The sequence below is a fragment of the Methylosarcina fibrata AML-C10 genome (assembly GCF_000372865.1).
GTDB classification, from domain to species: domain Bacteria; phylum Pseudomonadota; class Gammaproteobacteria; order Methylococcales; family Methylomonadaceae; genus Methylosarcina; species Methylosarcina fibrata.
This window is the reverse complement of the sequence record NZ_KB889966.1, coordinates 1-22,716: the sequence shown is the minus strand read 5'-3', so window position 1 is coordinate 22,716 and position 22,716 is coordinate 1. Positions and strand designations below refer to the sequence as shown.

Here is a 22,716-nt window from a genome sequence, read left to right as displayed (position 1 = left end):
ATATAAACTGGTTACATTCGTTCGAAAAAGGAGCAGAACCGACCCTTTGTTGCCGCTCGCCTTGGGTCACTTAGCCACTTCAACTCAGCCTTTACCTGCCGCTAGTTATCGACATATAGGACGATATACAGGAAAGAAAAACCTTATGGATGCCGAAGAAATTATTCAACGAGTACGCTCAACAGGGTACGCAGTAATACGGCGATTAGCCCCGCGCTTATCTACGGAACAGGTAGCACTGAAGCTTGGCTCCATCATGGATGTATCGTCAAACTTACCTGGCGTTCCTATAGTCCAGATCCTCCAGCCCCGTAAACCTGATGCGCGCTTGATGAATCAATACAGCGGGACGTATGGTATTGAAGAATTTCCATTGCATTCTGATCTCGCTCATTGGTATTTACCTCCTCGGTATCTGATGCTCAGATGCAAAGTTGGAGCAAAGGATGTTGAAACAAAGCTTATATCGTATTCGGCCATTGTGTCGGCGATTGGTGAGCGCACTTTAAAGCAAGCCTTGGTCGTACCAAGACGGAAGAGCAATGGGCAAAAAATTTGCCCCCTCCCCGTGTTTTTTTGTCAGGATGGATCATGGGGGATAAGATGGGATTTCCTTTTTCTATCGCCGCTCAACGATTCTGCTAAGCGCACCTTTGAGGTGTTCGCTTCTCACTCCTGGCATGATGAGGAGATTATTTCAGTGAACCTACTCCAGTCAGGAGACACTATCATTATCGACAACTGGAGAATGCTTCACGGGAGATCGGCGGTTCCAGAAGGCTCGATGAATCGAGTAATTGAGCGTATTTATCTAAACACTTTAGGAGCGTAGTAAATGTCGAATGCAATCGAACCGAATCCATGGTCTTCGGATACCTTGCTCGCGAAAGCACAACTATATATCGAACAGATGAATTCAACTGTGGCCGATGAATGGAAGTATGGCCTTTGGTCTGCGCTCAGTCTGGAACTACTCGCTAGGGCTGCACTGGCTCACATCTCTCCGGTTCTCCTGGCAGATGCACAAAATTGGCGAAATATTATGCATGCGTTGGGAAAGGCACCAACAGCTAAGAAATTTACTCCGACATCAATTGGGACAAAAGAAGTCTTGGTGCGCTTGAATGAGTTATTGCCAGACTTTAATCAAGAGGTAGCCGGTTTCTGCAGTAAGCATGTAGAAAGAAGAAACGCGGAACTTCATTCGGGAGAAATCGTATTTACCGGGTTAGGTACTGCGGAATGGCTTCCAAAGTTTTATCGCTCCTGCAAAATCTTATTGGAATCGATGGGCAAGCAGTTGGCGGACTTTGTTTCCGATCCAGAACGAGCGCTTGAAATGATTGCATCACTAAATGACGCAGCGGCAAAGGCAGTTGATCAAGACATAAAGGCACATGCGACGGTATGGTCGAATAAGCTGGAGGAAGAACGTAAATCTGCAACTCTTCAGGCAACTGCATGGGCAACACGCCACGCAGGGCATCGCGTATCCTGCCCATCTTGTGCTTCCCCGGCAATTTTACATGGCAATCCAAGTGGTCCGGTGTCTACAAGGGTCGGCGACGATGAAGTGATCCAACGCCAAACAATGCTTCCGTCCGCATTTGAGTGCATTGCGTGTGGCTTGAAAATCTCCGGATACTCGAAGCTTTCTGCGTGCGGGTTAGGTGATGCTTTTTCTTCGACAACAACATACACAGCGGCTGAATTCTTTGATTTATATACAGAGGAGCAGCTTGAAGATGCCCGCAACGAAATACCCGAATACGAGCCTGATTTCAATGAATATTAAGTGAGGGAATCGCCCAACTGTGGCTCCAGTCAACCCGCTGCAACGGTTAACTTAGCCTTACGTTGATTGTCTACTCAGGGGGGCTTTCACGTGTCGCATAACTGTAACAGCTCGCGTTTGAAATCGGCCGGGCTCGCATTTATCGCTGTTTTGGGCTCGAATTAATTGCAACTGAGCTTGCATTTACCGACACCGGCTTGCATTCCATTTTCGTGGAACTTGTGCTTGCGGTAGACTCAGTTTCGGCGTAAATATACCGACCGGGATAATCACTTGTTAGGCTCAAAACCAGCCAGGTAGGGTACGCACGAAGGTACACGTAGCCACCCTACCTGGCTGGAAGCTACTTCATAAGTATGGGTTATAGATGAACGAAATAGAAAAAATACAGAATCAACCTGAAATGATCAGGATAGTTCGCGCTTTTATCGTGATATATAACAGGTCGAAACAATACCAGGCAATCGCATTGCTAGTGACGATGCTTTTGCCAATACTCGGGGGTATAGCAGCGGTCTTTAAGCCTGACCTAAAGCCTTTTATTGCTATTTTCGCATTATCCTTCGGATTTATAGACGCTCTTCTCATTGACCGGTCGCATAAGGTGCGGATGAAAACTGCGGCAAAACTGCAAGAAGAATTCGACTGCCACGTCCTATCCCTCGAATGGAATAAGTTTCTTGTCGGTAGGGCGGTTGACCCGGAGGATGTAGCGCGGGAATCCTCCTGCAAGCTAAGCGCCTCAGACGAAAGGCGGCTAACAGACTGGTATCCAACCGTAGCTAAAGAACTGCCTATCCATTTGGCAAGAATCATTTGCCAACGGACAAACCTATGGTACGACAGAGAGCTAAGAACAAGGTACAGAAACATCATATCCTGGTCGATTGCTCTTATCGTTATAGCTTCGACGGTAGTTTCTTCGACCGTAGGCTTTACCGTGACTTCCTTCGTAATCACCATTCTTGTACCCATATCCCCGGCGCTAAACTGGGCAATACGAGAATACTATCGTCAAACCGATGCGATGAAGACTTTGGAGAACCTGAAAAGCGAGATAGAGAAGCTATGGGACAAAGCGCTGGGAAATGCTACCGTAGAAGAAGTGACCGAAGCTTCCAGGGAACTACAGGACGCGATCTTTGCTCACCGGGCGTCCAGCCCCTTGATATTCAACTGGCTTTACAAGCCTCTGCGGCCAAAGATGGAATCAAACATGAACAGCGGCGCTGAGTATTGGGTAAAACAGGCCAAAACGGCAAAAGGTATAAATTGAGTCTAGGACCGCATTCGAGGGCAAGTAATGAAGTTGATAACGCATTTCGACGATTTCTTAAGGGATACCGTCAATCTGAACCAAACTAGAGTGACTCTTCTTGAGGATAGCATCGAAGCAATAAAGACATTTATCAATAATTCGGATTGGAAGCCAGAGATTATAGAGTTTAAGCCCCAAGGGTCATGGGCACATAAAACCATCATAAAGCCGTTGACGGATTACCCATTCGATGCCGACCTTATCGTTTACGTCAAGCCTGTAGACGGATGGGAGGCCAAGGATTACGTCAACAACCTCTATACGGAGTTCCAAGGGAGCGGAATTTATAAGGAGAAAACACGGAGGTATTCTCATTGCGTGACAATCGAATATGCGGGAGAAAGGAAAATAGATATAGCCCCGTGTGTCAAAGACAGGCTATATTCTGGCACATACGAGGTTTGCAACAGAAATTCAAACGAATTTGAGAGATCCAAGCCGGGAGAATACACGGACTGGCTCATCGATAAAAATTCTATATCTGGGAAGAATAACCTCAGGAAGGTGACGCGACTTTTAAAGTACATGCGCGACATCAAAACAAACTTTATTTGCCAGTCATTCCTCCTTACAACTCTGCTTGGGGATCGGATTTCCTATGTAGACAGCATCAACAAGCCGTTTACCGACGTTCCTACGAGCCTGAAAATACTTATTGGCAGGTTGGACGACTGGTTGCAAGCCAATCCGACCAAGCCAACGGTCAGAAACCCGGTACTGTACGAGGAAATCCAGAGCAACGCATGGGATGAAACCAAATACAGCAATTTCAGAAATAAGATCAACCTATACAGAGGGTGGATCGATGACGCCTACGACGAATCTGACAAGGAAGAGAGCATTGGAAAATGGAGGCGCGTGTTTGGGGATGACTTCGCAGCGGAAGAGACGGTTGCTAAAGCGGCATGTGTTAGTGAATCGGCTGCCCTAGAATTGAGTGGCAGGTCACTCGCATCGGCTGGTTCCGACCTTGTCACCTTAGTGAGAAGTTTAGGTTCCATAGCTTTGCCAAAGGGATTTAATCGGCTTCCACATATGCACCGTCCCAAATGGCGTGCAAGTTCTAGTGCCGGAGTCGCGGTGAAAGTTTCTGCGTATTTATATACGGGTAGATATGGACAGCCAATAAGGCAGATAACAAGTTTAGAGCCATTGAAAAGTGGTTACTGGATTAAATTTAGTGCTTCAAGTGGTTCGGGTTTGCCATTTCCCAATGAGTATTATGTTATGTGGAGGGTGACAAATACGGATAAAGCGGCCCAAAAGGCACAGGCATTGAGAGGAGAGTTTTACGAAAGCGACAGCAACAATTCGCGTTGGGAGGGTTTACAGTATCGCGGGGTACATATTGTGGAGGCTTTTCTCATTAGGAAAGCAACTGAGGTTATGCAGGGGAAAAGCGATCCTTTTTATGTAGTAATTGAATAAGTGAATGCAAATATCGCCGATTAAAATTACTAGCCCGCTTAGGGCGCGATAGGGTACTCCGGTATTGCGTCGAATGAAGGCCGGTATGTCATGGGTATCCATCCGGCCTAATATAGCGATGCCGTTACATATAGTGGAGACATCGTGGAGAACGCCTCATGCTGAAGCCTGTTGCCTATTTGGAAGCACGAGATCCTGCTCGCAATATTCACCGCGCTTATTCGATTGCTTATGGGCAGGACCTCTTCGGTAATTGGATCGTCGAAACGACTTACGGGCGCATCGGCGGCAAAGGGCGAATCCTCGTTACTATCGTCAATAATGAAGACGAGGCAATCAAGCACGTGCAAAAAACCCTTAAACGGAGGGAGTCAGCTCCCAAAAGACTGGGAACTGCCTATAAAGCGAAAATGGAAAAATAAATAAATTTATTTTTACTGACTTTCTCTTCGCCACCGACGAACAACTTTCTCAATATCTTCAATTCCAATTGGAGGCTTTGCCCAGCCATCAGCAAAGGTAATGTCATTAGAATCTGGAAGTTGATCTTTAGTTAGTTCTCGTATTTTTATGCGAGCAGGGATCGCCGCTGCTTCTCCAACAAATATCGCTTCACGCCTAACCAGGGAAGGCAAAAGTTTGGTTAACCCAGATAGACTATCTGGCAAGAAACGTGATACATGCTCCTGATCAGCCGAATTTGTTAGCCTAAGAATCACCCATGAATTGCATTGCGACAGAACTGTACTCTCAACATCCGCTGGACGCTGGGAGACTAACATCAAACCAAGTCCATATTTCCGCCCTTCTCTTGCTAATCTCCGTATTGCCGTCTGGGCTCCTTCGTACTCGGCCTGCCCATGGTTAGGAACGTATCGATGAGCCTCTTCGCAAACTAAAAGGACCGGGTCACGCTCTCGTTCCGCCCGAGTTTGCCAGACTTTATACTGGAACAGTAACCTGGCTATTACTGCAGTTAAAGGCCCGGCCACCTCGTTAGGAAGACCGGAAATATCGATAATACGAATATCACTCTTCTTATCTTCACCCGGGGCGCCTACAAACTGTTCAATAATTTCCGCAAGATCAGGCTCCCCCTCAACATATGATTTCATCATAAAATCAAGGCGAGGATCAGCTCTAAGTACATTTAATTTATCCAATATCGAGCGATGTGATTTAAAGTCTGTTGCCGATTTTTTATCCCATTTATTGGTTTTCCAGTTAATCCCTTGTTCTTTAATAATATGGTCTTTAAACTCATCTAGTGAAAACGGGTAAGGCATATCTCGGTCAAATGCTTCTATTCGACTAGCCTCGATTCCGCTCAGTGGCCTTGGTGCATCAGGCTCTGCATCTTGTGTCGTATTCCCAACCCATTCCTTAGCCGGCTCAATCATATTGAGTTGGACCATTCTGGCATGTGCTAGCGATTTATAAACGATGTTATTCTGTGAAGTTGCCTCTTCCTCGGTTTTTCCGATAATAAGTGATCTAAATTCATCTCCTGACATGAGCCAGTATGGCAAACGCAAAACAGGTCTGGACGCTTCTTCGCCGCCTGCTTGAGTTTCATAAGCGCGGTAAACAATTGCCCTGTCACCGAAAGCCTTTGCATATTCACCGTGAGGGTCGATCACAATAATTCGTGGTCGCCATGGACCATCGGAAGACGGCTGATTTAGAACTCCATGTAATAATGCGGCTACTGTTGCCGATTTTCCCGAACCAGTAGAACCGAGGATGGCACAATGTTGCCCAAACATTTTGTTGATGTTTGCACGAGCTATCGCCGCTTCAGCTCCGACATAGCGTCCAAGCTCAACCAATGGATTCTCTCCATTACCTCGTTGATTCTCAGCAGCACTAAATACGGCCTGCACCTCATGGTGCGACATAAGATAAACACCTTGCAATGGCAAAGGATAGGTCGTTACACCTCTTGAAAAATCAAGGCTATTTTTATTGGCGTGCCAAATACCTTCTCCAAAAAGATCAACCTCCATAATTCGCTGATCACGTTCAGGAGGGAGGGGATTTGCACCTGCTTCAAGTTGTAAATCTGATCGCATTCGTAACAACCGCACATAAGCGAACAAGATACGACGGCCAAAATGTATTTTCACGATACTTGCAATTTGTCCAACAGCATAGACACGTCCTTCGTAGGATCGAGTAAGTTCCGTGATTCCTCCATCTAGCTCGACACGTACAGACGTGCCACTTACCTCAATAATAGAACCGATCTTAAGGTCTGGAACGACATCAAAAGGCCTCATTATTGAGTCTCCTCAGTCCCTACTACATTGCTCGTTTCATCGTTGCTATCAGGTATAGGCTTAATCTGTTGCGGGCCGTCGCTCAAAAATTTAGTAACACCTTCAAATGTCCACCAATCAAATGTTCTTGGTATTTCGCATAAGTTATTTAAGCTCCCATGATATAACCCGCGGCTGGTGATAGCAAAAACACGCCCTCTCCATGGCTTCTCGCTTAACCACTTAATCAAGCGTGAGGGGAGTTGGAACCCTTCGTCCGTTTCTATCTCCTGAACAAAGGCAACAATAACTGTTCTTGAATCTGATCGAGCCATTGCAGACTCAATCTCAAGATCAACATGTTCATCACCAAAACTATAACCACAGATCGCAAGTACATTCCCAAAATTATCTGTTAATGCAGACCTGAAGTGTTCGAATAATTTTGCAAAAGGGTCTTTCTGCGTTGCAAGATATTTCGTGGATTGAGGATAAATCAGGACATTACCAGCTCGTTTTGGATAAGAACGTCCATCTCGACATCTATAAACAAAACCCTGTTGAAAATCCGAATGCCAATCTACAGATCCATGTAGTTTATAAACATGGGCGTTTATCCGATGAGAAACTCCCCATTCGCTATAGGAGATCTGTGGAGACCAAAATGCCATTCCCCCACCGCTAAAACCGTCAACAAATGCAACGCGTTCCATAGCCAGTGCATCCTCTAATAATGTGTCATAGTTTAGTGTGAAGAACTGAATAGGCCTCTGGGATCGGCCAGGTTTTTCGCGCACAGCAAAGAGCGTTTTTATAAACTTTTGATGTAAATCAACACTTACAACTTTGTCACTCTCGCAGGCAATTCTTATCTCTTCATCACCATTTCTAGCATGATATCCATACCGAATGATAGCTTGGATAGCATCTCGGATATTGCCGTGTAATTCTTTTAAAGATTCAGAATTTATGTCTTTATTATCAATACGCGTCACACCATCCCGTGATCGTTCAGCAAGAGCTATTAGATCACCAATCTGACTTAATACATGCTCAATATGGCTGGTTTCGGGTAGCTGATTGCGAATTTGGCAAAATAAGCTATAAGTATTGTCTTTACTGTCTTCCAAACGTAAAGCGACTAGTTCAGTGAGAGTACCCATCAAAGGTAAACCAGAGCAACAACTGATTCCCGCACCAAAAAGCCATACCTGCCGTTCGGAAGTTAAATGTGCGGTAATATCATCCAGCGCAGTATTAAAATCAGCATCCACATTAACTCTCCGGAACTATAAGGCTACTCAAACTCTACATTGCCGAATTTTAGAACATTGCAGTTTTCCTTGATAGTCCGCTGAACGGTCTCATCAAATCCATCCCTTGAAGTCGCCCGGATTTCGATCGAGATTTCGACATTGACGCCGATTTTGGCCGTGAATTGCTGAACTACCTCATCAACAATGGTGGCAAAGTCCATTTTTGCCTTGATCGGATCGAGGTTAATAGTCCCATAAAACTGTTTCTTAGCAGCGTGAACGGTTGTTGGCGGTAAGGGTGGCTCTGGCTGAGGTTTCGCCCCTGATCCAGGCTCATTTATGCCACCAAGAACTACTGGGCCAGGCTGCGGCGCAGGCTTTGGCTTCGTCCGCTCCTTATATTGCAGTGCTGCCTCTTTTTCGATCAGTAAGGCCGAATCATCGATCGTCACAAGCGCATTACGACCAAAGGCAAACCCTAAATAATTATCGCCATCTTTGCCGCTTGCGTAGCCAAAGAAATCTTCGGTTTCGAGCCCTTGGGAAATCGCTCGATCAAAAACTTGGCTGTTTACCAGCCTGGGCAGATACAAATAACAATTGGTATCCTGCCAGACTTTCAAGGCGCTAATTTCCTGCATGCCGTCCTTGAAATACCATTGTTTCAAAATGTTCATCAGGTGGACCGGGGACCAGTCGGTAATCAGCCACTCTTCTTCTCTGAGCTTATTCTCGATCTCCTGTACCAGATTAGAGGAGGCCGTAGAAACTGCGACGGCTTCCCAGTTCAGTGTTGGCTTACCCTTTACAAACTCTTCCGATGGGCAAATGAGCCATTTGTAAGTATCGCGAACCATCCGCAGCAACGATTGATCGGCGTCGTCCTTCTGCTTTTTAGCCTGCTTCACCTGGATCGTATCGAGCACCAGTTTTTCCGCCTCGATGTCCGAGACGATCGAAGCCCATGCCAGGTAACTTCGGGCTTGCTCGCGCAAACGACTGACCACATCGTAATCCGGGGCAAGAAATAGCAACCGGTTTTGCTTTTGCCGGGGTTGGTCGCCTCGATTTCGTAAAATCTCCTCGGCCGCAGCGAAGGCCGTATTGGATGCGCCCTTGCTGAAAGCCGCATTGGGGGCGAGTACCACCAACCGAGGGCCTACACCATATTCATCAGGAACATCTACTGATGCTGTGAACACATGAATACCCGCAAAAACATGGCCTTTAGCCATGACCCGATTGACTCGATCCTTCAAAAGCGGGATCACATCGTCACGTTCGGTGAAGCGCTGTTTGCGGGTTTCCATTTCCCGGCGCAGGTTCGGCGTAATGTCAAACCAAAAACGGCTATTTTCATGATTAATGTAGTTGAGCTTATCGAGCAAGCGCTTTAGCGCATCCTTATAGTGACCAATGGCTTGCTCCGGCTGGGCCACCCCCAACAGGATATGCTCCGATTCCAGGCCTTTGGTCATTTTCCCGGCTGATCCCGGAGCGCTGCCCAAAAACACTGTCCGGGTTAAGCGTCGGCCGGCCTGGATCTTTCCGAATAATGGCTGTTTATCCAGATCGGCAGGACGGGAATGCTCACCGTCAATGTCTTGGTCGATCACTGGGTCCCAGCCTTGAGGCAGGAAATCCAGGCATTTATTTCTAACCGTCGCATCGTACAACGGCAGACTGCCTGGCATGATCATCAGATCAGAATTTCCATCCTTCCAAAGGCGGTGGACGATCTGTGCCAATAACTGCAATACGCCCCGCGTCCGCTGAAAACCAGCCAACGTGGACCAGTCTTCGTAAAGCCGGTCAAAGATTTCCGGATGAATCGGATAGGCTTGCTTCATTCGATCAAGATAGCGTCCTTCCTGCGTTTCATTCGGCAGCTCGGTTTTGTTGGCGATATAAAAATCGGCAAAAGCGCGGCATACATCATCCATCGATAATTGATCGTCGATTCGATCAAACAAACGCCGACGTACAATGCTGAACGCTTCGTCTTTCGATACCGGTTTCCAGATTTTATGTAAACGGCGGAAATAGTTTTCCAGCTCGGCCAAAACGACCTGGCCACGGCCTTCACCGGCATTATGCGAATCTGGCAAAGACGCCAACATGATCGCTTTCGGAACGGATTTAATACCTTCGGTCAGCGCTTGAATAAAGGTCATGTTGGTTTCGAAGGTGCCGGCCGGATAACTCCGTCCCTCCTGGAATTGCCGGTAATAAGCGACCAATTCGTCCATTAAAATGACGCAGGGCGCCGCCTGGGAGAGCAGGACAATGATGGTGTCTTTATCGGGCGAAGTGCCACTTTCATCCGCTGCACGGACCAGCTCATAGCCGCTTTCGCCGCCCAGCTGCCAAGCGAGCTCACCCCAAAGCGTATGGCAGCGAATAGCACCGTGCGGCTTGGGTTCTGAGACGCTGAAATTGATCCCGTCGATAACAGCGACACGGGCTTTAGGCAGTTCGGTAACCCCCGCCGCATCGACAATGACAGATATCCCATTCAGTTCGCTGACCGGCCGTTCGCCTTTAGCCAAGTGATAAACGGCCAGCATGGTATGGGTTTTACCACCCCCAAAAGCCGTTTGCAGTTGAATGACCGGATCGCCGCCTTGTCCACCCAAGCGTTTGACGACGCTATCGAGCAATAAAGCCATGCCCTCAGTGATATAGGTGCGCGCAAAAAACTGGCTCGGGTCCTGATATTCAGGCGAAGCCTTGCCTTGATGAACCTGCGAAATATCGGCAGCGAATTCGGATTCCTGGAAAGTGCCTTTCAAAACATCCTGATGGGGAACGGCGATCTCACGCCAAGGTTTTATTGTCATTATTAATTCGCCTTTTATATTATTCGAACAGGTCGTTTTGTGTTCCTTTATGGCCAACTTCGTGAGAAGACGAGACAATACCGTGCCACGAGGTAATCAGTTCGTTATAAGCCCGCGCTTCTTCCGCCCATTTTTTACGTTCGCAGAGGGTATAAAGGTGATAGGCCAGTTGACGAATGTGCTCGCCTCTTTCTGGCATACGGGCTAATAAAGTTCCGGCTTCGCCTTCACCTTTACGGTTCAATGTTCGAATCATGTGATGCAGGGCTTCCCAGATCGGCATCCGGTGATCGGTTTTCGGGTCCCAATCATCCGGATAATCTTCCCATTTTTTCAGCTTCACTTTGCCGCCCCCGGATTCAACCACCCCGGCTTGTTTGACGCCATCCACGGTCGTACCTTTGGCGCGGGATAGTGTATCGGCTTCACCGAACGGCCCGGTACTCCAACCGTATTGATCGAACCAAGACGAACAAAACAACGTGTCATTATCAAAATCACCGGAATCAGGGTTCAAATAATCAGTGATTTCACGGTTAATTAGAATGAGTGCGTCATGTACGCTCATTGGTGAGCCATCCTGATTCAGGACAGCCTGGTATTTTGAAAAAATCCCCATGCCCGGACCAATCGCGGCTTGCGCCAAATCCACGGGAGCAATGGGTGTTGAGCCTTCAGCTCCTCCAATCATCGTTTCCAACGCTTCTGGCATTTTTTCGCGCAATTCTTTTTGGAATTGGCGGCGGGAAGTGTTTTCTGCGTCTTGATCGCGTTTTTGACAGACGAGAATAATGCTAGAGGCTAATGCGTTGTTGTCTTTGGCAATCAGTCGACCTGAGCCTTCCGTCCTCATTGGCCAAGTACCGGTTATGGAAAAATCGGCGTGTAAAACCGCTTCCAAAAAAGTTTCCCAACCAGTAGATATTGTGCTCATGTCCTTTGTTTCAGACTGTTTGAAAGCATAATAAATCGTGACTGGAAAGGCTGGATGTGCATGTTCGGCCAAATTATGGAAGGCTCGTGTCATGCCTTCCATAAAAAAACGCTCGGCTTTTTCCTTAGAACCATGACGATAAGGATTTGCAACCAATTCCTCTTCTTTAGGAACTGCTAACGTGCCAAAAAGGCTAGGATAAATTGGTTTCAATGAACGACGTAGCCAGACATAGAAAAAATCAGAGAGGTCTGCATAGCCAATATTGTCATAGTAGGGGGGATCAGTAGAAACGAGCTTAGATTGACTTATATTCTGTAATGAAGCATTAGCTTGAAACACTTTCCCGCTTGTATTAGTTGGAAGGTGTGAGATAGCCATTACACCCTTGCTGATAGCCGTGGCAAAACTACCACCAGCATCGGCAAATAGGTTAGCCTCAGCATAATCCCATGTCATGGGTATAGCTTGTCGTGCAAATGTTTCGCGGAATGCCCCTCTGTCACTCATCCATGTTGCGATGGATGAACCAATATTTGCGATTTTTCCAAGCGCGCAAGCTAAATATATAGCCAAAGCATCCCCATAAGCCGTGGCTCCTGTGCCATTTTGATCAAGCCCTTTGCCATCATCCAATATCCCGGCGGCTTTAGCGTCTTCAATGGCTTTAACTCGTACTTCCTGCACAAGATCAGAAAGTGTATTAAGAGCAACCAGTTGGCGAGAAGTAAAAAGATGCTTGAAATGTGTCATACCGTATAATGGTGTAAACATCGAGCGTTTATCATGAGCGATTTCGGCTTCTGGCATCCACTCAGGTTTCGCTTGGCTGGCGATTAACTCCATTTCTTGCGTTGGCGACAAATAAACTCGGCTACCCTTTCCTTCGGCGACAATCGCCATCAGCTTTTGTCCCATACGTCCTGCTTTGCCTTCGCCTTTAATGTGCTCGCCTGCTATGGGCGTGTTTGAAATCAAACAGCGAAAGTTAGCTCCACGGGATAATTTTGTTCCCTCTTTAGCACCATCCGGTATTTTTCCTGTTCGCACTTCAAACCGATACTGATCACCTTCAATAATCGGTTCAACCCAAGCCTCTTTGCCATTTTTGCTAGACAAAATAAAACTGGATGCCAGAGGCACATCGACATGACTAAAAGCCGGGTTCGGGCTTTTCACCGTCCTTACCCAAAGCCAGGCTATCACGGTTAATTTCTGCCCCACCAGGCCTTTCAAATCGGGACGCTCTTTGGCTATATCAGCCGTTATCTCGATTTCAGGATAAAGATGGCCGATACGCTTGAAAGCTTCCTCTCGCATCCAATGCCCATAGCGTCGCACATCCTCAGCTAGACCTTTGGCACCAGACCAGTCTTCATGCAGATGAGTTTGTTTTTCATTCGGTGGAATTGGACCGATCGGCGCACGTCCAACAAATTTTGGCGGGATTTCGATCATCGCTTTATTGATCATCACCGCCACGGGATTGAGATCAGAAGCATAAGACTCTAGACCCAAACGCTGCGCCTCTAAAGGAAGTGCTCCGCCCCCAGCAAAAGGATCATGAAAAGCGGGCAATTTTTCGGGATCAAACCCAGGTTTACCTTTATTAAGTTGGCAGGTTTCCCGCCAACTTTGCCAGATCACCTCACGGGCACGGTTCAAAATTGCCTCGTTATTGGTGTTTTCCCATTTCACCAGTTCGCGAATGATGTCGAACAGTTTTTCCCGCTCCTGGTCGGCCTGTTTCTTGGTTTTTCCGGCGTAATAACCGCGCTCGCCGCCCGGATCATTAACCATTTGCGCAAAAATTACCGCCCTTGCTGCCGCCAAGGGACGACGGGCCCACCAAAGATGCAAGGTGCTGGGATGGCCATGTCGAATGGATTTTTCCCGCGCAGCCGCCTCGTTGATGTCGTCCAAGGGCAAAGCCACTTCGATCAGTTTTTTGGGCACTTTGATATTCGAGCTCATGCTCTATTATTCCTTATCGTGTTTGTTCCGGTGGGAGTGCTTTGGAAAGCAGCTCTTTCAAATCATAGTTGATGCTGGCCACGCCGAAATCCGGTTCTTGCTGGAAGGGGTTACGAATATAATGCGGCCCCTCGAACTCGCCGTTTTGATCGACCTCGACGATGGCCAAAAGAAATTTTTCTTTCTGGTTCAAGCCATAAATGATTTCATTGCGACTCACGGTAACTGTACTTTGGCCTTTGGCCCGGCCTTTGACTTCGATATGACGGTCTTCGGGCAGCTTGTCGTCCAGTCTGGGCGGCCTGGCAGTTACGTCCCAACCACATTTTTCCGCCGAGACATCGAAAACGCTGTGGCCTAAACGCTGTTCAGCTTCCATCACCGCCCGCATGGCAATCTGCTCGATACGTGCGCGAGCCATGGCATCAGCGCAAAATGTGGTTTCTCCTTTGCGCTGCGCTAAAAGTCCTTGTGGAATGACCAAGGCTCCGCCAATTACAACCGGCGTGCTGGACACTACATGACGCATGGTTTCCAGTTCTTTTTTGCGCTGCTCCAGGCGGGCGGTTAATTCCTCGACCCGGCGTTTGGCATTGTCCGGCTGCAACTTTGGCTGCTTGCCGGCAGCCACATCAATGCTGAGCTTGATATAGCGGTCCGACCAATAATTGATCTCCTTGACCAGGCGTTCATTGACGGCCGCCAGGATTTTATCGACTTGTCGTTCCCGCCGTGTTCTGACTTCGTCAAAATGTTCTGGAGCCAGCTTTTGTGAGGCCTGCGCCAAGGCTAAAGCCTCCAGATTGTTGGTAATCCAAGGCGCATTCAACACATCGGCAACCAGTTTGAGGTCGTAGTCATCGATCGGTTGTAAATCGAGGTGAGGCGCCCAACCCGCATGCACGGTTTGGCCCCGCTGATTGATCTCGACAAATTGCAGCCGCCGGGACACGTCTTTACTCGCATCGCCGGAACCCTCACGTATCCGATGATCAAGCATGAACAACACTTTTGGCTCTAATGTGTCGTCATTTGGATCGACCAGGATAGCGCCTTGTTTGAGCTTGTTGCGATGGGCTTCCAGGGTCAAATCAATGATCGCATGCATTAACGGGTGTCCCGGATGAATCAAACTCGCCATCGGTTTGCCGTCCACGCGGATATGCTGCTTTTCAAAGCAAATCCGTTCATATTTCGCCACTACGGGCGTTCGGGTTTCACCGATTACCCGATCGCGCTCGCGGATCACGGCCGGAACATGGCGAATTTCGTAGCGGCCTTCTTCGCGCGGCCGCATCTCGCCATTCAGCAATTTGAAACTTTCGGTGAAAAAAGCCCGGATGAAATAAGGCTGGAGTTTACGGGCTTCCGCTTTCTCCATCTCTTCCTTGATCGCAAAAAGCTGTTCCAGGCCCATGTGTTCTTCACATAAAGCATTGCGGTCCATAATCGCTTTGAGATGCGAGGTATCGAGTGCGCCCTCGATCACTTGATGAAGCTTGGCTTTAACATCGGGCCGTTCGCCATAACGAATGGCCTCGATCAGCAAATCCTTCAGCGAATGGTTTTCAAAGGCCTCGCCCAGAATATCGAAAACTCGGCCACCCAAGGCTGCGCGCTCGACCTCCAATTTGTCGAATAGGCGTTGAAAGACTTCGCCCTCGCGGGTTTCTTTCGCCACCATGTTCCATAAGTGGCACACTTCGGTTTGCCCGATACGGTGAATACGACCAAAACGCTGTTCCAGCCGATTAGGATTCCAGGGCAGGTCATAATTGACCATCAGATTGGCGTTTTGCAGATTCACGCCCTCGCCGGCGGCGTCGGTCGCAAGCAGAACCAACACATCGGGGTCGTTGCGGAAGCGTTCCTGCACCTTACGGCGGTCGTCGCGGTTGACCGCTCCATGGATGACCACGACCGCATCCTGTTTGCCCAACAGACCTGTGATCCGGTCATACAGGTAATTCAGGGTGTCCTTATGCTCGGTAAAAAGGATCAGTTTGCGCCGGGAGCCGCCAGATGTGTACATTTCCGGGCGGTCCTGAAGCAGGGAAGACAGTTCTTCCCATTTGCGATCCTGGCCGGAATGCACGACTTTCCTGGCTTTCTCTTCCAAGCCCTCTAATATAATGATTTCAGCCTGGAGCTCCTCGATCGTCCGCGCCGCAGTCGCCTGATCGACGACTTTATCGACCCACTGCTCGTAATCGCTATCGGGCATTTCTTCGGCGGCTTCGTAAACGTCGTCGGGAACATCCTTGTACACGTCATAATCAGCTAAGGTTTCGGCGACACGATGGCCGCGGTTGACCAGCTTTTCTTCGCGCAGGCGATTTTCGAGTTTCTTCCGCCGGCGTTTCAATGACTGATAGATCGCTTCGGGACTGGAAGCCAGACGCCGCTGTAGTTGCGTCAACGCAAAGCCGACCGTACCTTTACGCTTGCCGTCCAGATTGTCCGCACGGTTCATCTCTTCCTTCACATAATCGGTCACATCAGCATAGAGCGACGACTCCAACTCGGAAAGCTCATAATTGGCGGTATAGGCGCGCCGTTCAGGGAAGAGCGGCGTACCGTCGAACTTGAGCAAGTCTTCTTTGACCATGCGGCGCATCATGTCGGAAATATCGACTTTATGAGCGCCCTCGCGGAATTTGCCATAAAACCGGTCGCCGTCCAGCAGCGACATGAACAACTGGAAATCTTCTTCCTTGCCATTATGAGGGGTCGCGGTCATCAGCAAAAAATGCCGGGAAATCGAACCCAACAGCTTGCCGAGCTTGAAGCGTTTGGTTTCGTTGATCTTGCTGCCGAAATAATTAGCCGACATCTTGTGCGCTTCATCGACCACGACCAGATCCCAATCGGTCGATTGCAGCTTGTTTTGCAGCTCCTCGCTCCGGGATAGCTGATCCAGACGCGCGATCAGTAACGCATTTTCATTGAAGGCATTGCCGGAATGGGATGTTTGATCCAGCTCCCGGCTGAAAATCTTGAACTCCACACCGAATTTTTCATAAAGTTCGTCCTGCCACTGTTCGACGAGGCTGCCCGGCGCCACGATTAGAATGCGTCTGGCATCGGCCCGCATCAACAATTCCCGGATAAAGAGGCCAGCCATGATCGTTTTACCCGCCCCCGGATCGTCGGCCAGAACGAACCGCAACGGCTGACGCGGCAACATCGATTCGTAAACGGCAGAAATCTGGTGCGGTAACGGTTCCACGTTCGAGGTATGAACCGCCATCATCGGGTCGAAAAGATGGGCGAGCTGAATGCGATAGGCTTCAAGCCCCAGTTTGAATTGATCCCCCGGCGCATCAAAAGCCCACGGACGTCCAGCTTCGGCCAATGAAAGCTTGGGCTCATCGGTGCGAAACAACATCCGTTCCGCCAGTTTTCCATCGGCGGTACGGTAATAGACGGTAAGCGCATGATCGCCGACCGGTTCGGTCGTCACCACGCGGACAATTTGATCCGGTTCTATTCCGCTAAGGGCGGCATCTTTACGAATGTCTTCAAGTTTCAGCACGTAGGTTATGGCTCCATTCTTTGGGCTTTTTGCTCAATCAATTGAAATGCTCAGGCCATCGTCTTGCGCTGTGAAATACCGCCAAGATTTGAATTTGGTTCTCTTTCAGGCGATACGGCAGAATGTAAGGGGAGCCCGTAATGACTAATTCCCGCGTTCCGTCGACTCGTCCCATTCGGCCGAGGAGGGGGTTATCTTGAAGTAAAACCGTGCGCTCTTTAATCAGCGAAAGCACCTTGGCTGCCGATTTCGGACTATCCTTGGCTATATAAATAAAGATTTGTCGCAAATCTTGGCGTGCGGGTTCGGTCCAGACGATTTTCACAAGTTGCCTTGGGCTTTACCGGCGATCAAGTCTTCCATTTCGCGCATCACGTCCTCATGCGCGATCAATTCGCCACGCTCCGCCGCCGCAATACCTTGGGAAATTTTCTCGATCTGCCAAGCATGATGCTCCAGGTACTCCTTGAGCGCTTGATTCACTAAATAGTTACGCGATCTGTCCAACGAATCAGCCAAATGATCAAGTTGATGGACAAGTTCTGATTCTGCTCTGACGGTAAATGCTTCTGTAGCCATGATTGCTACTCCGGTTTAAAGTGGTTCGTTTGTAATCATATAGCATCCTTTATACATTCGCTAGTCTGGAATGCCGCCCTTACAAAACAATTTAACTTCTTGACAAGCGAGATATCCTGCATTTATTCTTTCGGTTCATCGCATCACCTGTCAGCTATCGCTGCGAGTAGTCTTAATACAAAGATAGGGCTTATCCTGATTTGTAAGGTGTGGCAACCTCTGCTGCTCTACACTGTTTTTCCAGTAAGTGATGTTCACTGGGAGATTGGCTGTTGGCCATCTCGGACCGTATACACATAGGGCCACCGCTTAGAACGGGTGTCATACGGCATTAACCGCTAAGGTAATGCCATGCCTGTAAAAAATTCCACTATTAAGCAACAAACCCTTGCCGCGCACAAACAACTTTCCTATGAAAGTCTCGTCGCTTCTTGGCTTACAAGTGACGGCTGGGAAGTCCTGATTCCTGCAATCGATCACGGCAAAAAAACGGACTTAGTGATTGCCGACGACACCAACTACTACCGAATCCAAGTTAAATCGATTGAATCGAACGACGAGTCGATAAAAGTAGAGAACAGGTGGAAAGGGGCAAAAATCGATTATGTGGTTTTTTTCTCCCGTGTCGGTGAATGGGGCTATATCATGCCTGCGTTTCAGGAAAGCTTTAAACGACTCAATGCCGATGGCCACATTCGTTTCCATGCCCACCCCAAAAACTTCCTGAAGGCATTCAAGAAAATTTAAAACGCCCAATAACCGCGAAGTTACAGGTAGGACTTGGCGAAATGACACTCGGCTCGATCGGTAAGTTAGTCCACCGGAAATCCTGGATTGATGACAGACATGCCGGCGATCGCGGCCGGTGCCGGCGGGGATGTGTCACCAATCGCAGCGGCTCGGTTAGTGTAAAGCCTTTTTGTTGCTCGCTTTAATTTCATCCAATGTCATTGGTTTATCACCACGGAATCCCCGCCATTTATCCGTTTCATTGTCTCTCAGCACGGCAAAAAAATTATCGTCATTTTTGAGGCCGTCGACCGCGCTATCAACAAGCCATTCGATGCAATGAGCAGTATGCTCTGCAACGCCCTCATGATAATCACTCAAATATTGTTTGATCCCATCACCAAACAACATAGTTCGGCCCGCGAATAATCCGATATTGATCGCATCACCGGATAAAAGGAAAATCACTATGGCGTCGGCGTCCATTTCTACACCTATTTGCAAGGCGTCTTGCATGTATTCCTGAAAGGTCGAGACCAGCGAAAACGATCCGCCGCCACTGTTCAACTGCTCTCTAATTATCCGTCGAATTTTTTTTATTTTCATTGTTACCTTTGGGCTTTTGCTATGGCGAAACGAGCTGGTTTTGAATCCTGAGTTTTGGCCTGAATAATGTCGTTATTTTAGCGGCTAAAAATAAAACCCGCTTCCCCATCCGTGGGAGCAGCCGGGTCTCGGTAGTTTTAAGGCGCGTCTATTCATTCATTGGGAGACTTCCCGCACTTTGAAGCGTTCGGCGATCCATCCGGCCCAGCGGCTGGCTACGGTCATCAGCTTGCGGCGGTAAACGCGGTTGTATTTCGGGGTTCGAGAATGGTAATTGGCGGCGCGTGTCCATAAATCGCCGGTATCTCTGACCAGATGACCTTTGAGCCGCCAGGTTGCCAGTTCGTAGGGATAGCAGCCTGTAGCGGCCACGTCTGCCGGCGTAATTCCGAACCGGCTAAGCTGGTTCAGGTACGCCGTATTGAACTGCATGGGACCGACATCGTGAGTGCCATTGGTATTAGCCACCCATTGGCCAGGCCGGCCGTTTTCGATTTCCGCGACAGCGAGGACGATGTTCGCGGGAACCTCGTACCGGATCGCCATCGCGATCGAGCAGACAATCCGTTCTTCGAAATTTGGCGGAACATCGGCAAGCATAATTATTCTCTTACTATCCTTGGATTGAGCCGTATTTGTTGTTTATCCCATTTTTCCAGGCGGGGTCTGCCGACTGACAGCCGTTGAGGAAATCGAGACGGTCCTGTGCGGTTTGAGATGGATCGAAATCGCCGTCGCCGTCGAATGCGTTAATATCGAAATAACGCTGTATAGGCCCATTGCATTGACTTCCGCCGCTCTGCCCTTGGTATGGCCCAGCAAGGCATAACATGGTTTCACATGCGGACTGGTTTTCGGCATACACGGCCGGCGATGCAATTATCGCTAGACTGATAATCAATGAAAGAAGGTTTCTGTTTTTCATAGGTATCTCCTAAATAGGTTAGGTTCATCCCCGCGCGTGCGGGGAACGGACTCATCCCTGACCTTTGTTCACGAACGCCGCAACCTCTGGGTCCATTGATTGCTGCCCAGGGCCGATGCTGTTTTCCGTAGCGTTCGGGCTCTCCGATACCGCAGGCGATCCCGATCCTTGGTTACTGCGATTGTCTATGGCGGTCGATACTTGGCCGGGGATGGTGTCGTGTGCGGATTCAGAAAACGACTGAACCATGTCGCCAACCTTTTCCTTGCCAACATCCCACGCCCCCTTAGCCAGATTTGCACCGACATCAGCGGTAAACCGGGCTGTATGCCCCATGGCATCGGCATAGCTGCGCGGACTACCGCTATTACTGCCGGCACCGGAGAACATACCCTCTCCGGTTGCAGCATGGGCCGAAGCGGCCTGCACCGCAGATTTAAGGGCCTGGTATCCCCCGCCGATGTTATGTGCTCCATTCATGAGCGCTGCCCCGGCTACACTGGCACCGGCCGTAGCCATGCCCACGGCACCCATGGCCGATCCTGCTCCGAACGAGCTGATGCCCTGCCCGATGCTGGCCCCGGTGATGATTCCGGCAATGATTGTCGGCACCTTGTCGACGAGATACAGCAGCACGATCGAAGCGATCAAGACGACGGCCATCTCCCGGAAGTCAACCCCTCCTGACATGCTCTTGTAGTATTCGTCGAGAATGTCCACGCCGATGCCGACAAGGAGTGTCATCGCGAACAGGCTCGCGCCGATCGCGAACACCGCCTTGTAGTAATTGATGGCGAAATCGCTTGTCCAGCGCGATCCGCCGAACCCGAGGAAAATAATGCCGGCATACATCAGAATCCACGCGGTGATAAGGGTTACCACGATGTTCACGGCAACGATGGTCAGAATAACGAGGATCAGCAAGCTTAGGATGAAGCCGATGATCGAATCGGCGAAATCCCAAAAACTCAACTGGTCGACGGCACGATTGAATATATCGAATCCTATATTCACGATGTATGCAGGGGAAAAATCAGTGCCTAAACCGGATGCCTCGCCGCCGAGTTTTCGCATCGAATCGACGATTCCGGGCGCGAACTTCAGACTCGATGCCGCGTTGTCCAGCAACCACCAGTAAAAACCCGTAAACAGGGTGAATCGTACAAATTCGGCAAAAAACTCGTTCAGCCCGGCTTGACGAACGGCCATGATGCCAAACGTCCAGACCATGCTGATGGTAACAAGTACCCAAAATAGCCAGGTGGCGTGTCCCTCGATTTTGGATGCCCATTTGCCGGCCGCTGTGGAATAGCGGGTAATCACGTCGTGGATAACGTCGTTGGTTCCGACTGCTGCACTGGCGGAACCGCACATAGTTAACAGCAGTAATACAGTAAATAACGATATAACAGTGCTATTTTTCATCGAATGCCCTCGGTCCGAAAATTAAATGCGGTCGACCTGGCCTGGTTTTATGTAATGAGATTTAGCGCGTGGCCGTTCCGTTTTTTGCGGAGCCTGGGCCTCGGTCGGGCCGTCCTTGACCAAAATCACGACCGTGCCGCCAATAGCGCCGCCTAGTACGCATGCAGTAATAATCACCACCAACAATTTCCAGCTCATATAATCCCCTAAATTTTGTCGACAGTCCCCGCCGCGACTTGCGCTGATGTCGATTGCCGATGAGCCGCCAATTCCTGAGCTTCCCGATCGGATACCGCTTGAGCGCGGGCCGCTTCAAATTGTTGTTGTTGCAGCAGCAGCGTGCGAATTTGCAATAACTGCGCCGATTGGTTACTCGCAAGCTGAACGCCCGCTTGAATCGCCTCCATTCGACCGCCGGCCGAGCTGGCTTGGCTTTGCAACCGCTCCAACTGTCTGGCGTCATCCCTCAATTGGGAATCTTGTTGCTCGATACCTTTCCATACCGCGTCATTGGCCCGTTTTTGTGCCATCGATGAGTCCCACGTGGATTGTGTCAGCGCGGTGCGTTGCGCGGAACTGCATCCTCCCGTTCCCAGGCAGGATGAGTTCTGGTAATAGTTGGCGTCTTGATACTTAGCGAGATAACCGTCCAGGTTTCCGGCGACCGATTTGTAGTAGCTCACCTGATCCACCAACCCCATGACTTTTCCGATCGTTGCGTTTGCCTGATCCCAAATGTATTGGGCCGGCGCTAACGTGTTGGTAATCTGATCCTGGTACTGTTGCAACTGCGTTGCGTATTCATCGATTTGCTTTAGCGTCTGCGCTACGTTTTCGATGGCGGAGACGGTGGATTGTAGGGCTGTGTTTGTGTTTTGTCCGAGGTTAGCCGCATCGAAGACCGGAATGCCGGTCGCCGAAACATTGACGGAAAGCAGCAAGCCAATTTTAGCGGCTAAAATGCGATGACGGAATTTCATGTTTTTCCCCTGGTGTTAATCAATAATTAAAACTACGGTATGGTTTAGAAAACGTCAGGTCTTTGGATACCATAACATTGAAACGGTAGCCTGGTCTAATTTCTATAGTAGGGCTTATGCTCAGGTTTTTCATG

Annotated in this window: 19 protein-coding genes; 6 read left to right on the top strand and 13 right to left on the bottom strand. The window is 49.1% G+C overall.

The window, feature by feature from the left end; genetic code table 11:
• Window positions 1–145 precede the first annotated feature (145 nt).
• The 5 genes from A3OW_RS0123430 (at window position 146) to A3OW_RS0123410 (ending at window position 4,963) form a co-directional block, all read left to right on the top strand.
• Entirely contained in the window at window positions 146–832 is a 687-nt protein-coding gene (locus A3OW_RS0123430; RefSeq protein ID WP_020565897.1) for a Fe(II)-2OG oxygenase family protein, read from the top strand.
• 3 nt (window positions 833–835) lie between these two features.
• Window positions 836–1,795 (top strand): hypothetical protein, encoded by a 960-nt coding sequence (locus A3OW_RS0123425; protein WP_020565896.1) that lies wholly within the window; start codon window positions 836–838, stop codon window positions 1,793–1,795.
• Between the two features lie 367 nt (window positions 1,796–2,162).
• Window positions 2,163–3,071 (top strand): S-4TM family putative pore-forming effector, encoded by a 909-nt coding sequence (locus A3OW_RS0123420; protein ID WP_020565895.1) that lies wholly within the window; start codon window positions 2,163–2,165, stop codon window positions 3,069–3,071.
• Between the two features lie 27 nt (window positions 3,072–3,098).
• Window positions 3,099–4,541 carry an SMODS domain-containing nucleotidyltransferase gene (locus A3OW_RS0123415; RefSeq protein WP_020565894.1) on the top strand — a complete coding sequence of 481 codons (1,443 nt, stop codon included), beginning with the start codon at window positions 3,099–3,101 and terminating at the stop codon, window positions 4,539–4,541.
• A 158-nt stretch (window positions 4,542–4,699) separates the two neighbouring features.
• Complete coding sequence (locus A3OW_RS0123410) at window positions 4,700–4,963, top strand: WGR domain-containing protein (protein WP_020565893.1); 264 nt, start codon at window positions 4,700–4,702, stop codon at window positions 4,961–4,963.
• 12 nt (window positions 4,964–4,975) lie between these two features.
• Here the strand turns inward: A3OW_RS0123410 and A3OW_RS0123405 are convergent, their stop codons facing one another.
• Genes A3OW_RS0123405 through A3OW_RS0123375 form a run of 7 tightly spaced genes read right to left on the bottom strand, consistent with a single transcriptional unit; the run spans window position 4,976 to window position 17,917 of the window.
• Window positions 4,976–6,820 (bottom strand): ATP-binding protein, encoded by a 1,845-nt coding sequence (locus A3OW_RS0123405; RefSeq protein ID WP_020565892.1) that lies wholly within the window; start codon window positions 6,818–6,820, stop codon window positions 4,976–4,978.
• Window positions 6,820–8,073 carry an SIR2 family protein gene (locus tag A3OW_RS25755; protein ID WP_020565891.1) on the bottom strand — a complete coding sequence of 418 codons (1,254 nt, stop codon included), beginning with the start codon at window positions 8,071–8,073 and terminating at the stop codon, window positions 6,820–6,822. Before A3OW_RS25755 ends, A3OW_RS0123405 begins: the two co-directional genes overlap by 1 nt.
• A 23-nt stretch (window positions 8,074–8,096) precedes the next feature.
• Window positions 8,097–10,895, bottom strand: coding sequence for an ATP-binding protein (locus A3OW_RS0123395; RefSeq protein WP_020565890.1), 2,799 nt, complete (start codon window positions 10,893–10,895; stop codon window positions 8,097–8,099).
• Window positions 10,896–10,914: 19 nt separating this feature from the next.
• Window positions 10,915–13,803 carry a DUF1156 domain-containing protein gene (locus A3OW_RS0123390; protein WP_020565889.1) on the bottom strand — a complete coding sequence of 963 codons (2,889 nt, stop codon included), beginning with the start codon at window positions 13,801–13,803 and terminating at the stop codon, window positions 10,915–10,917.
• Between the two features lie 13 nt (window positions 13,804–13,816).
• Complete coding sequence (locus A3OW_RS0123385) at window positions 13,817–17,338, bottom strand: helicase-related protein (protein WP_020565888.1); 3,522 nt, start codon at window positions 17,336–17,338, stop codon at window positions 13,817–13,819.
• 37 nt (window positions 17,339–17,375) lie between these two features.
• Window positions 17,376–17,663 carry a type II toxin-antitoxin system RelE/ParE family toxin gene (locus tag A3OW_RS0123380; protein ID WP_020565887.1) on the bottom strand — a complete coding sequence of 96 codons (288 nt, stop codon included), beginning with the start codon at window positions 17,661–17,663 and terminating at the stop codon, window positions 17,376–17,378.
• Window positions 17,660–17,917 (bottom strand): CopG family ribbon-helix-helix protein, encoded by a 258-nt coding sequence (locus tag A3OW_RS0123375; RefSeq protein ID WP_020565886.1) that lies wholly within the window; start codon window positions 17,915–17,917, stop codon window positions 17,660–17,662. The genes A3OW_RS0123380 and A3OW_RS0123375 overlap by 4 nt, the downstream gene beginning before the upstream one ends.
• Window positions 17,918–18,268: 351 nt before the next feature.
• Here A3OW_RS0123375 and A3OW_RS0123370 point away from each other — a divergent pair, with 351 nt between their 5' ends.
• Complete coding sequence (locus A3OW_RS0123370) at window positions 18,269–18,664, top strand: group I intron-associated PD-(D/E)XK endonuclease (RefSeq protein WP_020565885.1); 396 nt, start codon at window positions 18,269–18,271, stop codon at window positions 18,662–18,664.
• A gap of 156 nt (window positions 18,665–18,820) precedes the next feature.
• Here the strand turns inward: A3OW_RS0123370 and A3OW_RS0123365 are convergent, their stop codons facing one another.
• The 6 genes from A3OW_RS0123365 to trbJ all read right to left on the bottom strand — a co-directional run bounded on the left by A3OW_RS0123365 (window position 18,821) and on the right by trbJ (window position 22,582).
• Entirely contained in the window at window positions 18,821–19,252 is a 432-nt protein-coding gene (locus tag A3OW_RS0123365) for a hypothetical protein (protein WP_020565884.1), read from the bottom strand.
• 156 nt (window positions 19,253–19,408) lie between these two features.
• The gene (locus A3OW_RS0123360) at window positions 19,409–19,852 is read right to left on the bottom strand and encodes a lysozyme family protein (protein ID WP_020565883.1); all 444 of its coding nucleotides are present in this window, start codon (window positions 19,850–19,852) and stop codon (window positions 19,409–19,411) included.
• A 13-nt stretch (window positions 19,853–19,865) separates the two neighbouring features.
• Window positions 19,866–20,177, bottom strand: coding sequence for a TrbM/KikA/MpfK family conjugal transfer protein (locus tag A3OW_RS0123355; RefSeq protein WP_020565882.1), 312 nt, complete (start codon window positions 20,175–20,177; stop codon window positions 19,866–19,868).
• A gap of 51 nt (window positions 20,178–20,228) precedes the next feature.
• A complete protein-coding gene (gene trbL, locus A3OW_RS0123350) occupies window positions 20,229–21,602 on the bottom strand; it encodes a P-type conjugative transfer protein TrbL (protein ID WP_020565881.1) in 1,374 nt (457 codons plus the stop codon).
• A 21-nt stretch (window positions 21,603–21,623) separates the two neighbouring features.
• Window positions 21,624–21,800 (bottom strand): hypothetical protein, encoded by a 177-nt coding sequence (locus tag A3OW_RS28095; RefSeq protein ID WP_020565880.1) that lies wholly within the window; start codon window positions 21,798–21,800, stop codon window positions 21,624–21,626.
• An 8-nt stretch (window positions 21,801–21,808) separates the two neighbouring features.
• A complete protein-coding gene (trbJ, locus tag A3OW_RS0123340; RefSeq protein ID WP_020565879.1) occupies window positions 21,809–22,582 on the bottom strand; it encodes a P-type conjugative transfer protein TrbJ in 774 nt (257 codons plus the stop codon).
• Between the last annotated feature and the right edge of the window lie 134 nt (window positions 22,583–22,716).